This is a genomic window from Roseisalinus antarcticus, assembly GCF_900172355.1.
GTDB lineage: Bacteria > Pseudomonadota > Alphaproteobacteria > Rhodobacterales > Rhodobacteraceae > Oceanicola > Oceanicola antarcticus_A.
Genome location: NZ_FWFZ01000057.1, coordinates 1 through 12,569, shown reverse-complemented (window position 1 = coordinate 12,569; position 12,569 = coordinate 1). Strand labels below are relative to the sequence as shown.

Below are 12,569 nucleotides of genomic sequence, written 5' to 3'. Positions count from 1 at the left end.
TACGCGCAAGCGCGTCAGAAATCGCAAGGTTTTCGTGGGTATCGACCAGAAACCTTGCGATTCCGGATATTATCAAAACTAGAATAAGAATACATTGTCAGATGCTTACGGGAAAATCACAGGCGACCAGCTATTACCGTAACCGGCCTGCTCGGCACGGCCGCGCCGGCCCAAGCTTACCCCGTCGACTGTGCGATCCTGTTGTGTCTCGCCGGTGGCTGGCCGGCCTCCGCGCCTTGCACCCATGCGCGGGCGGTGTTCATCAGACGGATCACGCCTTGGCCGATCGAGCCGCCCTTGCAGATCTGGCGCTGTCCCATGGGGGCGTCGTTCAGTAGCCCTGCAGCCCCCTCGCCAGGGGAACGGCTCATTAACATCGCGGCTCAAACTCCGCCGTCGATTGGTTTGCCTGACCTCTCGCTTCCCCTCATCCCGGTGCAGGCAGACGAACAGGCTAACGTCGACATTTCCGACGATGCCTTTGACTTCGTCAGGAGCATCCGAGTCTACCATATCCAGTTTAGCCAGCGGCGAAACCGGGATGGCGACTGCATCAGCTCGGACGCAACGCGCATTGGCTCTTACGGGGTTCAAGGCGATTACCACTGGTTGCGCTCGAGCGTCGCCCAGGTGCCGCCAGCTTCCGCCCTGCCTCGTCCGCTGCACTGCGCTTCGGTGAGTTATCGCGCGGTCTTTGTAGACTGGCGTGACCACGCAGGAAACTACGGCTTCGAAGAGGTCCGCTACTGAACGAGCGCGGACCAGCCTCGCCCAGGCCCGCGCCCCTGAAATCCTGCACGGGAGACCGTGCACTGAACCCCAAAACGAGGACGACGCCAGACCGTGAAGCCTGACGCCGCGCTAGAAAAAACACTGAACACGATTTTTCTAACGCAACGTCTAAACTCCTGCAACCAGAATAGTTGTTTTGCTAGCAAGAATGTTTTTACCTCACAGTATTGCGTCGGTCCTCTCAGGAGAACCTGACCATGGAAATTACAACCGGACTGATCCTGCGCCGGATCACACAGACTGATCTTTCCATTTCCGCCCACAAGCTGGCGACCTTTATCCTCGACGGGATCGCCTGTAAGGAAGGCTACAACGGCTTGCCCCGGGGAACAGCGGCTTTCACGTTGTCGGCGCTTGCCGAGAAGGTCGGCGTCTCGCGGCAATATCTGAGTGTCCTGCTGAACGAGCTTGCAAGCTCAGAGCTCCACCTCGTCCGCCATAAGCCCCATGGCAAGTATGCCCCTTGGCTCTTTCGCTTCACGGCCTTCGATAAGGAGGAGGAGCCCCACGACGTCGAGTCAGGCGGAGGCGACACATCACTATATAAAGAAAATACTAACAAAACTATATTTTTGGGACAAATCAACATTAACGAAAAATCGAACGTTTTCCAGACCTGTTGGGCTGAGCTGATCAAGGCCGCGAAGACCGCCCTGCCCTGCTGGAACGTCGACACACAGGTCATCTGGGAGCGTTTCCTGGCCTTCAACCGGGCGCGCGGCAATGACAAGGTGCCGGCGGGCTTTCTGCTTGGCTTCATGCGCCGGTGGCGCAAGTCCCCTGGTGAAATGCCCCGCCAAACAACCCCTCCAGTGCCTGAGAAACCGCTCGATCCTCGAGAGCGAGAACTGCTGGCACAGGTTGCCGCCGCTCCAAGCATCAACCGACAGTTTCACGCGTCAGATCTTTGCCGCTCGATCGGGCAAGCGGCTTATGACGCTCGGGTCCACGAGGTCATCAAGCGCTTCGCCTGTCCAAAATTCACCGCGACCCTCGCCGTGCACGGCCAAGCGGTGTTGGCAGGGGAGATTTCGAGGTGACGTTCAGACTCGGGAAAACCCGCGCATTCGCGGAAACGATGCGCCCGCCCGGTGCGGTGACCTATCGGCCTCCGGTCTTTAGCCGAGCCACCCGCTGATCAAACCTGCACTCTCCGGCATCAGACCCCATGCAGGGCACGGTCCAGCCGAACTTCGCCATGCTGGCGGCGATCTTGGCGACCTGGTCTGTGCCATGGATCTTGGCGTTACGGGCATAAGGGCGCAGCCGGTCGAGAGGCCAAGTCTCGATCTGGCTCGGTGCGAAGACCAGGTCCATGGGCGGTTCTCATTTGGGGCAGGGCGGACGTGCCGAAGCGCGCCGGGCAACGCCAGCGACACGATCAGAATCCGCGATGTGGGGGAAAAAGAAAGCGCCCGCGAGGGTTATCCTCCGGGCGCAATTCTTCGATAATTAATAGGTAGGTCAAGGGGGCTAGAAATGTCAATCCATTTTCTGCCTTGGAATCAACGTGTTCAGAGATGGCCGGAAGCTTCTGGCGGAGAGATGCGTTCCTATGGTGGCTACTGGCGAGGGTGGCTTCCGTCAGGTGGCTTCCCTGGCTTCCGAAAGAAATCCAGCTTGCCCGTGCGGCGTGCCGGGTAAGTCACTGATATTGAGTCATAATGCCGAGGCGATCCGTGGGGGTGGCTTCCAAGTGGCTTCCCCGGTGAAAAAGCCACGCGCTAGCGAAATGCCGCGCTGCGCCCCCCCGTATACGGATCGGGCTAGGGAGGAACCATGTCGGGGGGGGGCATATGCTGTCGGCCTATTGCCGTCGATCAGGACCGAGCAGGCGCTGCGGCGCGGCTTCCCTAGAACGGCCAATCAGGCTTGTCGCAGCAATGTTGGCTGGCCAAAGTCAGTGGTGCGGGGCGAAGCTGTCATTCGTGCTTGCTGTCTATTGGCCACCACCCAAAGTGTCTTGCAATTCCACTGCGCGTGATCCGATCCGACGTCTAAACTATTTCTTTGGGCAATCAGGATGAAGATCGATCTGGTCCTTCATAGAGCGACACACTTATCCCTACGTTGAAATTTTCAATTCAGCCCCACGAGTCCTGCCGTCAGGTCCCAAAGTTCTCGGGATCGCTCCGCATCGGTAGCCTTGATGGACAAACCTTGCGAGAAAGCCTTGCGCCCTTCACGCTGTCGATTGCCCCAGCTCCAATGCACGCCGGACTGCGAAAACCCCGGGTCCGCCACGACCTGTGCGACCCGTTCTCCCGACAGGGACTGCGAGACATAGCCCTTGGTGATGTTCTTTTGAAACCATGGAAAAACTTTCTGAAACAGCGGCGGCGCGTTGCGGAACAGGGGCGTGTCTGCCACACAGCCGGGATAAAGCGTGCTGAACACGATACCCGTTTCATCGTGGAACCGCGTATGCAACTCACGGCTCATCACCATGGTGCCGAGCTTGCTGTCCTTGTAAGCCTTGCCCGCCTTGAACGGCTTGCCGTCGATCATCGCGACGGGGGCTTTGAACCCGGCTTTCAAACCCTGAAACTCGCCAAGATCGGCGGGTGCTGGAATGGGGACCTTGCCGCCGAACTCTTCGGAATTGGCGGTGACCGTGCCAAGCGTGATCAGGCGCGGGGCGGCTGATTTCTGCAAATCCGCCAGCATCAGGTTGGCCAGCAGGAAATGACCAAAATAGTTGGTCGCCACGCTGATCTCAAACCCCTCTGGCGAGCGCGCCGGTGTTTTGAGCAGTGGCAGGTAAACTGCGGCGTTGCACACCAATGCGTCCAGCGGCACGCCGCGCGCCCGAAAGCCCGCATAGAAAGCGCGCACACTGTCGAGCGAGGCAAGGTCGATGTGGGCGAGCTCATAGGACCCAGACGCCATATCCAGCGAACGCGCCGCCGTTTCGGCCTTGGCTAAGTCGCGGCAGGCCATGATGACATGCCAGCCGCGCCCGATCAGGGCATTGGTCGTATGCAGCCCGACGCCCGATGAGGCGCCGGTCACTATGGCAAGGGGTTGGTTGTCTTGGGGCACGTTTTGCAATCTCGACTGTTGACCGAAAGAAGCTAGATACTTCGGCTGGGGATCGTTTTCGGGAGACCTCGTTTTGGAAAGTAGCTGGATCAGACCGGCCTTCATTTTGGGGGCTGTCGTTATTTTGATAGTATTGAATGTTCTGGAGTTCAGAGGCAAGCGCCGACAAGATCGCGCAAAGTTGGCCGCCTGCGAAGCCGACGACCGCGCCGAGATATGGCTGGCCCGAAAGCAGTATCTTCAGACGCAAAACATCGAACAGGTCCTGCATATCGTGAATACCGTCGCCATCGCGATCCTGATTGCGCTGTTGACCGCATGAAGATCGCCCTGTTCGGAGCGACGGGCGGCACAGGACGCGCCGTCATCGACCTTGCACTCAAGGCGGGCCATCAGGTAACTGCCCTCGCCAGACATGCCGACAAACTTGCCCCAAAGGTCGGTCTGACAGTGCTGCAAGGTGATGCGATGGTGTCAAAGGATGTCGTCCGCACACTGGCCGATACCGACGCGGTTGTCGTGGCCCTCGGCAACTCGCAAAACGCCTTTGCCCTTCTGTTCGGGGCGCGCCGCACGACACCGCGCGACATTTGTGAGGCCGGAACCCGGAACATTCTTGCAGCACTTGGTGACGGGGCGGATCGGTCGGTCGTCGTTGTCAGCGCTTTTGGCGTGGGTGCCACGCGGAACAAACTGCCCTTCATGTTCAAACTGTTTTATCGCCTTATCTTGCGCGAGCAGATCGCAGACAAGGAAAGGCAAGAGGCGCTGTTGAGAGCATCGAACGCAAACTACGTTGTGATCCAACCCGTTGCCCTGACCGACAAGCCTGCGTCAGGCAAATGGACGGCGACGCCAGACGGCACATTGGGCGGATCAGAGGTGTCGCGCCACGATCTTGCGGCGGTGATCCTGTCTGAGTTGACAGTAAAGACCAACACGCGACAGACCATATCCCTTTCGGGTTGAACCAGTGTGTGCGAGAAGTCCGTCACAGCGCACCAGTCTGCCCATGGAGTCAGGCTGAGGGGTCAAAATACCGCGTGCTCGCCCCGGTCGTCCGCGATGTCTTCCGTTGCAAGCCGCTTGTAGTGATCGGCGAGCGTCTCGGTGCCGAACTCCGGGGTGGCATCAGCATCGTATCGGCCGTTAGCATCATCCCAGACCAACATGGACTCAGTCGCATAATAGCGGCCTATGCGGGCCAATTCGGCCTTGTCGCGAAGGCGGGGAGAGACTTTGCCAAGAAATGAAAGGCCAGCGACGATGGCTGACATCATCGCAACCGGCACGTGCTTGTATCGTGGCGTCAGACCCATAGCGTGAAACAGCATCTCGCCCTGCGCGCGCGGTGTGATGGCCGGGCCGGGTCCGCCGATTTGCAAAATGCGGTTCTGAAGGGCCGGATCGGTGAGGCAAAGTACCAGATAGCGGGCCAGATCGTCGTTGCTGATCGGTTTGCAAGCGGTCAGTTCGCCATCGCCGAAAAGCAAAAACGGCTTTCCGGCGCGCAGACGGTTCAGCTGGCCCGACAACGATTTGAAGTACGCGGTCGAGTGCACGATGGACCAGGTGATTGGGGCAGCTTGCAGTTCAGCCTCGAAAGCGAGCTTGGCATGCTGGAAGGCCAGCTTGGGTTTCTGGACACAGATCGCCGACAAAAGCACAAACTGCTTGACCCCCGCGCCGGTCGCGGCCCGCAGCAAAGCCCTGTTGAGGTCGCGGTCAATGGCCCAGGCGTCGGCCGGGGCGCCGCTGCGCGAGGCGACGCACGAGATCACGGCGTCGCAGGCATGATCTGTCATCAGGGCCGAAAGCGAGGCTTGTGTCAGCGCAGAAGATACCAAGACCTCAAGTCCGTTGCTGTCAGATCCCGGTCGCACCGGCGCGATGATTTTATGACCATCAGCAAGAAGGGCTTTGGCAGTCGCACGCCCGATTGTGCCAGTGGCCCCAAGCAACAGGACAGTTTTAGGTGAAGGTCTCATGGCATCCACGCTAAATCAACCTTGAGGCGGTCGGAAAGCGGATTTTCAATCGAAGCGCTCAAACCCCGTTCGCAGCATATCGGACTGGTGCCAATGTCGGTTCCTTGCGTTGGGCTGCACGGCACAAGCGCGGTTTCGGCGCCTGAAGCGACGCATCTGCCGCGATGCGACCGAGCAAGAGTTTCAAGTTTTCCAGTCGCAAAGTGGCCAAGGGTGCCAAACCTCCCCTGTAGCCATGTCCCGACTCGTTTCGGTCGTGACACGCGCAGCCCGGCTCTTGCCGTTTGTCAGGTCTGGGCGGCCAACAGGGCGGCGGCTCCGGTGAACTCGCGCTGGTGATAGCTTCGCTCGTCTTCGCCGGGGGCCGCGCCGCGACCCAAGGCGCGGGCCTGCTGGTGGAACCCTTTGGCGCCCTCACCGTCCCCGAGCCTGCCAACCACAAGAGCGGCCAGAAACGGCGCGCCAGTTTCGGCGTCCTCGACCATCGTCGCCTCAAGCGCCTGCGTGACCTTTGCAATAGACCCGGGCATGTAGAGCCCCAATGCTCGGGCAAGCTGGCCATAGGTTACCGGCACATCTGCCGCAGTCAGGCCCGCAAGATGCACCCGGATGCGATCGCGCAGCGCGGTACTTGCGGTGGCGGCATTTGTTGCGGCACGGGGCGCCGGGATTTCATGGGCGCTGCCATCGGCGGCGATTTCAGCCGCCCAGACCCGCGTGCTGGAGCGCAGGATCAGCCGTGTCTTGCCTGCATCCGCCCCGGTGCCGGATTCGGATTGGCTGACAACCTCGCCCGATTGCATCGCCGCGCGCAGGGTTGCTGCGTCCATCCCCAGGCGTGGCGCAAGGTAGTCTGGCGAGATCAGAAACTGGCCATCCTCGCGCATGATCATATCGGGTGGGACAGGACGATACAGCAGGGGGCGTTTGGGCGTTGCCGGACCATCCGATCCGGCGCTGTAATACGGGGTCGCACCGGCAGCATGGTCGGTCACGTCGATAATGTCGCGCACTTCGGGCACCGCAGCCCGGATCATGCTTTCCACCCCGCCGCGCAGCGTGGCGGCCGAAGACGCACAGCCCTGACACCCGCCCGACATCAGCATGCTGACGACGCCGTCCTGCACGTTCGTTACGCTGACATGCCCGCCATGACTGGCAATCGCCGGGTTGGCCTGCCGGTCCAGCACATCTTGCACGGCCAGACGGATTTCATCATCGGTCCGGGCCTGGCCCGCTATTCTAACCGCTTGCCCCAGGGGCGCGGAAGATTGTGACATGCTGCTTCGGATTGCCGCTGCGATCAAATGTTTCAGGGCGTCCCAATTGCCGTCATCGGTCTTGACCACCGTCACAACCGCGCCGGACACATCAACCGTTTTCACCCCGACGATGGCGAAAATCGCCTTGGCCAAAGGGGCATCATGCGCCGACGCGGCATCTGCAAAACTCGCCAATGCACCGCCCTGCACATCCCTGTCCAACTCGAAGCGCATGCTGTGTGGGTCAGCGGGCGAGGTTCCGGCGCGGATGCGCAACTGCGTCGTCATGTCAGACATCTTCAACCTCGGCGGCCACCATGCGGCGCAAATGACCAAAGGTGTAAATCCCCGAACTATGGCCATCGCTGAAGCTGACGCCGATGGCATAGTTGCCAAGGCTCCAGATCCGGGTGGGCACGATGTTCAACGGCACAGTCGCGGGGTCAAGCACCGCGCGCCCGCTCATCTCGTCGACACAGGCGGCACAGCGGCACGCAAGGCGCAGATCGCGCACGTCGATTGGCTGAATATGACCGTCCTGCCAATGCACGACCAGCGTGCGCCCGCCGCTGCGATCCATCGCCACCGGGACTTCGGCAGCGCCGCCCGACTTGCCCGCAACGGGTGACGGCTTGGGTTTGCTGGCATCATCCGCCCAATGCCAATCGAAGGGCGTCGGCATCCCCGGCGCGGTTTGCGCGCGCCCCGACAAGGTTGCCGCGATATCGCGGTAAGCTGCCGCTGCGGGGGTGCCCGGATAAGCAATCACCAAAGGCCGCCCGTCGTCGCCGCAATCCACGATCGCCGGATCAAGCGGGACCGCGCCCAAAAACGGCACCCCGAGACTGGCCGCGATTTTCGCGCCGCCGCCCTGATGAAAGATGTGGGTGACATCGCCGCAGGTCGGGCAGGTGAACCCGCTCATATTCTCAACAATACCAAGGATCGGCACCTTGACCTGCTCCATCATCCGGATGCCGCGCCGGGCGATTTTCAGGCTGACATCTTGCGGCGTACTGACGATTACAGCGCCGGTCAGCGGAAAGCTTTGCGCCAGCGTCAGTTGCGTGTCGCCGGTGCCGGGGGGCAGATCGAGGATCAGATAATCAAGCGTGCCCCAATCCACCTCCAGAATGAACATGCGCAGGTATTTAGACACCATCGGACCACGCAGAATGGCGGGCTTGTCATCATCGGTCAGCATGCCCATCGAGATCACTTTGATCCCATGCGCCTGGGCAGGCATCACCTTGCCCGAAGGGGACATCGACGGGCTTTGGCCGGTCTTGATGCCCAGCATTCCCGGAACACTGGGGCCATAAAGATCGGCGTCAACAAGCCCGACAGCCGCCCCCTGCGCCGCCAGCGCGAGCGCAAGGTTGGTGCTGAGCGTACTTTTACCCACGCCACCCTTGCCGCTGGCCACCGCGATGATCTGGCCCAGATGCGCCATGCTGGAGGTATCAGAAACGCGGGGCGTTGCTTGTGCGGAGTTCATGCAGTTTTCCTTGTGACAGCACCGTGCAAGGCCAGCGTTCGGTCCTCGCTCGCGGCAAAATTAATGCACAAACGGCCAAGATCGGTCGGAGCAAGTTCGGCGGCGACGCAGGCACAATAGCCGGTCGCACCGCCGCCCGAAAAATGCCGACAATCGCCACAGGTGCCAAAGGCCACCGTGTTGCGACTGTCTGCAAGCTGCCCCACAAGAGCGGGCAACGCCTGCCGCAAGGCCGATTTCAACCCCGCGTCCAGCCGATCAATGGCATCCGACAGTTCACGCAAGGGGTCACCGCACATGACTTGCGTCCCGGCGTCCGTCAAGTCGTACCGCACGCTTCGCCTGTCGTCCGCAGCCTCGCACCGAGAAAGATAACCCTTTGCCAGCAGCGATTTGATGGTTTGCGACGCCGTGCCCCGCGTGGTGGCATGAAAGCTGGCAAAAGCGGACGGGGTTCTGGAAATGTCATTGGCGCGCGCGAAAAACCGCAGCGCCGTCCATTGGGCCGCCGTCAGATTTGACCCCGTATCGACACCGCGCGCTGCCCGCCCAAGATAGACAAGCAGTTCGGCGATTTCATCGGTGCTGGTCACTTTGCTGCCCACCAATGAACGGTAGCGTTTCGAAATCAGATTGACAAGAGTATTCCCACGGATAGTATCGAAACGAAACTACATTTGATGCAGATGAACAAACCTTTCCCTACTTCCCGCAATGGACGCACACAGGTGCCGCGCGCAGAATTTCTGGACGCGGCAAACGAAGCCCGGCTGGCCAGATGCTGGCGCGACAAAGGTGACGTTGCGGCGCGCAACCGACTGGTCACCGCGCACCAGGCACTTGCGATGGCTGCGGCCAGCCGAGCCGGGGGCAAAGGCCGCGAGCTGGATAGAGACATTCTGCAACACGCGAACATCGGGCTGCTGAAAGCTGCCGATCGCTTTGATCCAGACATGGGGTTTCGGTTTTCCACCTATGCGGCGTGGTGGATCAGGGCGGAAATCCAAGATTACAAGGTTCAAAACTGGTCTTTGGTGCGGCTTCCAAACTCAGCCTCCTCGCGCAAGCTGTTTCATAATCTGAAACGCGTTGAAACCCGTCTGGCCGGTACAGGCGAGGTTGCGCCGCAGGATATGGTCGGGCGCATCGCAACCGTATTGGCCGTCACGCCAGATCAGGTTGTGCTGATGCAACAGAGACTTGCCGCCCAAGATGGATCATTGAACCGCCCAGTGGGCGATGACGGCGGCACGATGCAACTGCAGGATCTGCTGGAAGATCCGGACGCCGATGTTGAAAGGGAGGTGGGCGCGCGACTAGATGGCCGGGCCTTCTGGATCAGGATGGCGGACCATCTGAACCGGCTGTCAAGACGCGAACAGGAAATCATCATCGAAACCTACGTGTCCGACACCCCGAAAACGCTGCTTTATCTGGGCGAACGATTTGGCGTCTCGCGAGAGCGGATACGCCAGATCCGCGAAACCGCTCTTGCGCGCCTGCGGGCCTCGATGGCGGATGCGGCAGCCTTGTGATTGCGGCGCGGTATCTGCGCCCTAGAAAATCCGGGCAAAACAGATGCCGCCTGCCAGAAGGCCCGCGGCACAGCTCGCAAACAGCAGATCCGCCCAGCCTGCCTGCGGTTGGTTCAAGTGGCTGCGCGGCGCTCCAGCTTTCAGACCGCGCGCTTCCATCGCCAGTGCAGCGCGGCCTGCGCGGCGGATGGCAAAGGCCAGAAGCGGCACGATCAGCGACGCCCCCTCGACGGGTCCGGGGATGCGCCGGGGCCTGCGGCCCTGCATCATCGCCCGCGCCAGCCGGATTTGCTGCGCCTCTCGTGCAAGATCGGGCACCAGGTTCAGGGCCTGCAACAGCGCAAAGCCAACCGTGGCTGGCAATCTGGCATGAATCATCAGCGCGCGCACCAACTGCCCCGGATCTGTGGTCAGAGCGAACAGCGCAGAAACCATGCCGCAGGCAATCGCACGAAAGAACAGCACCAATCCGGCCGATACTTCCGGTCGGGCAAATATCTGTTCAGCCGACAGTTTCAACGCAAAATCCGTATCCTGACGGAACAGCAGGCTGGTGGTCAGAAATCCCGCGCCAAACAGCGTAAAGGGCACCATCAGGCCAATCACGAAGATCACCGACCGCCGTTCCAGCACGATCAGCAATGTTGCGGCCAACCCGATGGTGAAGAGTTGAAACCGCAGATCGAACAGCGTGATCGCCGTCACGATCCAGACCAGACACACGATCAGCTTGGGCAGCGGATGCAGGACCCCTAACATCCCTTGTGCTCCAACCAGTCCAGCAACGGGCTGACCGTGGGCAACGCCAGTCCGGCGCGTGTTATGGTGGCCTCATCCCGCAGCACCGTGCGCGCTGGGCCTGAAGACACCGCGCCGCCTTCGGCCAAAACAACGACGCGGTCACAGACGGTAAACGCAAAATCCATGTCATGCGTCACAACCGCAATCGCGCGCCCCGCCTGTGCCAAACGCGCGATATGCCGGGCGATCGTGTCGGCGCCGCGCTGGTCAAGGCCTGAGGTCGGTTCATCCAGCACCAACACGGGCCAGCGGTCGGTCGCCGTGAGGATTGCAAGCGCCAGCCGACGTTTCTGACCATACGACAAGGTAAAGGGGTGCTGATCCGCCTGCTCTTCAAGACCCCAATCTGCCAGATGCGCCAGATCTTTTCCGGCAGCTGTTCCCGCCTTCTGCACTTCGGCAAGAACGGTGGCTTGGGTGAAATGTGCCTCGGGGTTCTGAAAGGCGATTGCCCCCAACGGCCCGTCACGCATGCCGCGCGCAGGGCGCACCAGCCCGGCAAGGCACTGAGAAAGCGTGGTCTTTCCGGCGCCATTGGCCCCAAGAATGCCCAAAACCTCGCCCCGGTTCATCTGGAGCGACACATCGCGCAGCACGACCGGCCCAAAGAGCGGGGCACAATCGACCCTGCACAGCCGTACCACTGGCGTTGCCAACGACAAAGCACGCGGTTGAAAGGTGCATTCAAGCACCCGCGCCGCTTTTGCCCTATGACCGTGGGAGTCCAGCGCCCGGCAAAGTTCATGGATGGTCAGGCAGTGTGGCAGACCGATTCCTGCGCGCGCCAGCTTGCGGACCAACCGGCTCGCCAGCGGCGTCCAGATGCCAAGTGCCTCCATCCGGTCACCATGGGCATGAAATACATCGTCGGGGTTTCCCTCGGCCAAAATCTGACCCTCTGGATCCAGAACCACGATCCGGTCGATCAACTGCAGTATCCGCCCCGACCGGTGATCCACAATCAAAGCGCCCCCTTCGCTACGAGGTTCCAGCAGAAAGGCGGCCAACCGTGCCGCTACCGCTGGTGCAAGATTTGCCGTCGGTTCATCCGCCACGATCAACGGCGCTGGCTGCGCCATCACCGCGGCAAGTGCGACAAGCTGCTTTTCGCCACCAGACAAGGTGGCAATGCGCCGGGACCGCCATGACGGTGGCAATTCGACACGCGCCATTGCATCCCTGACCGCCGCAGCAATGTCGGCGGCGGGTACACAGCGGTTTTCCATCCCGTAGGCAATTTCATCCTCGACGCGAAAGCCGCAAAGCGTCTGGTCGGCATCCTGAAACAGCTGTCCGACAGCCACGGCCCAATCTGCGGGCTGCCGAGCGGCGACGGGTTCTCCGAATATCGTGATCTGTCCGCTGATCGTTGCGGGAATGGTCTGTGGGATCACGCCGGTCAAACTTTGCAACAAGGTCGATTTTCCGCACCCCGACGGCCCAAGCAGCAAAACCCGTTCCCCCTTGCCCACCGTCAGTGAGATCGGGCCAACAGCGTTCATTCTCGCAAAGTGGTAACGAACACCTGAATCGGTGACCTAACCCCTGCCAACCCATTTTACGGCCTCGATTTTCACAATGCCGCCGCAAAATCTCGTAGACGTCCCTGTCTAATCTCGTCGTTACACTAAACAGGCCCACATGCAGGGTT

General features: G+C 60.7%; 12 protein-coding genes and 1 pseudogene. 5 read left to right on the top strand and 8 right to left on the bottom strand.

Annotation, left to right across the window (positions count from 1 at the left end; genetic code table 11):
* Positions 1 to 297: 297 nt before the first annotated feature.
* Together ROA7023_RS22035 and ROA7023_RS22030 are read left to right on the top strand one after the other, a co-directional pair.
* On the top strand, positions 298 to 750 hold the full coding sequence (locus tag ROA7023_RS22035) for a hypothetical protein (protein WP_306372512.1): 453 nt from the start codon (positions 298 to 300) through the stop codon (positions 748 to 750).
* Positions 751 to 989: 239 nt separating this feature from the next.
* The gene (locus ROA7023_RS22030; RefSeq protein WP_085881131.1) at positions 990 to 1,832 is read left to right on the top strand and encodes a hypothetical protein; all 843 of its coding nucleotides are present in this window, start codon (positions 990 to 992) and stop codon (positions 1,830 to 1,832) included.
* Positions 1,833 to 1,941: 109 nt separating this feature from the next.
* Here ROA7023_RS22030 and ROA7023_RS22025 read toward each other — a convergent pair.
* A pseudogene (locus tag ROA7023_RS22025) lies at positions 1,942 to 2,109 on the bottom strand (ParB N-terminal domain-containing protein); the annotation flags it as partial.
* A 762-nt stretch (positions 2,110 to 2,871) separates the two neighbouring features.
* On the bottom strand, positions 2,872 to 3,939 hold the full coding sequence (locus tag ROA7023_RS22020) for a protochlorophyllide reductase (protein WP_234992406.1): 1,068 nt from the start codon (positions 3,937 to 3,939) through the stop codon (positions 2,872 to 2,874).
* Between the two features lie 28 nt (positions 3,940 to 3,967).
* Between ROA7023_RS22020 and ROA7023_RS24610 the strand changes: the two genes are divergently transcribed.
* Both ROA7023_RS24610 and ROA7023_RS22015 read left to right on the top strand, forming a co-directional pair.
* Positions 3,968 to 4,156 carry a hypothetical protein gene (locus ROA7023_RS24610; protein ID WP_019956960.1) on the top strand — a complete coding sequence of 63 codons (189 nt, stop codon included), beginning with the start codon at positions 3,968 to 3,970 and terminating at the stop codon, positions 4,154 to 4,156.
* Entirely contained in the window at positions 4,153 to 4,803 is a 651-nt protein-coding gene (locus ROA7023_RS22015) for an NAD(P)-dependent oxidoreductase (protein ID WP_019956959.1), read from the top strand. The genes ROA7023_RS24610 and ROA7023_RS22015 overlap by 4 nt, the downstream gene beginning before the upstream one ends.
* Positions 4,804 to 4,865: 62 nt before the next feature.
* On the opposite strand, the gene ROA7023_RS22010 is transcribed toward ROA7023_RS22015, so the two are convergent.
* The 4 genes from ROA7023_RS22010 to ROA7023_RS21995 form a co-directional block, all read right to left on the bottom strand.
* A complete protein-coding gene (locus ROA7023_RS22010; protein WP_085881129.1) occupies positions 4,866 to 5,822 on the bottom strand; it encodes an NAD(P)H-binding protein in 957 nt (318 codons plus the stop codon).
* Between the two features lie 287 nt (positions 5,823 to 6,109).
* Complete coding sequence (locus ROA7023_RS22005; protein ID WP_234992405.1) at positions 6,110 to 7,372, bottom strand: DUF6522 family protein; 1,263 nt, start codon at positions 7,370 to 7,372, stop codon at positions 6,110 to 6,112.
* A 1-nt stretch (position 7,373) separates the two neighbouring features.
* The gene (locus tag ROA7023_RS22000) at positions 7,374 to 8,582 is read right to left on the bottom strand and encodes an MRP-like and DUF971 domain-containing protein (RefSeq protein ID WP_085881127.1); all 1,209 of its coding nucleotides are present in this window, start codon (positions 8,580 to 8,582) and stop codon (positions 7,374 to 7,376) included.
* On the bottom strand, positions 8,579 to 9,175 hold the full coding sequence (locus ROA7023_RS21995; RefSeq protein WP_234992404.1) for a MarR family winged helix-turn-helix transcriptional regulator: 597 nt from the start codon (positions 9,173 to 9,175) through the stop codon (positions 8,579 to 8,581). The genes ROA7023_RS22000 and ROA7023_RS21995 overlap by 4 nt, the downstream gene beginning before the upstream one ends.
* Before the next feature lie 87 nt (positions 9,176 to 9,262).
* On the opposite strand from ROA7023_RS21995, the gene ROA7023_RS21990 reads away from it, so the two are divergent.
* The gene (locus tag ROA7023_RS21990; RefSeq protein ID WP_234992403.1) at positions 9,263 to 10,117 is read left to right on the top strand and encodes a sigma-70 family RNA polymerase sigma factor; all 855 of its coding nucleotides are present in this window, start codon (positions 9,263 to 9,265) and stop codon (positions 10,115 to 10,117) included.
* A 21-nt stretch (positions 10,118 to 10,138) separates the two neighbouring features.
* On the opposite strand, the gene ROA7023_RS21985 is transcribed toward ROA7023_RS21990, so the two are convergent.
* Positions 10,139 to 10,876 (bottom strand): energy-coupling factor transporter transmembrane component T, encoded by a 738-nt coding sequence (locus tag ROA7023_RS21985; RefSeq protein ID WP_085881126.1) that lies wholly within the window; start codon positions 10,874 to 10,876, stop codon positions 10,139 to 10,141.
* On the bottom strand, positions 10,870 to 12,420 hold the full coding sequence (locus tag ROA7023_RS21980) for an ABC transporter ATP-binding protein (protein ID WP_085881125.1): 1,551 nt from the start codon (positions 12,418 to 12,420) through the stop codon (positions 10,870 to 10,872). The genes ROA7023_RS21985 and ROA7023_RS21980 overlap by 7 nt, the downstream gene beginning before the upstream one ends.
* Between the last annotated feature and the right edge of the window lie 149 nt (positions 12,421 to 12,569).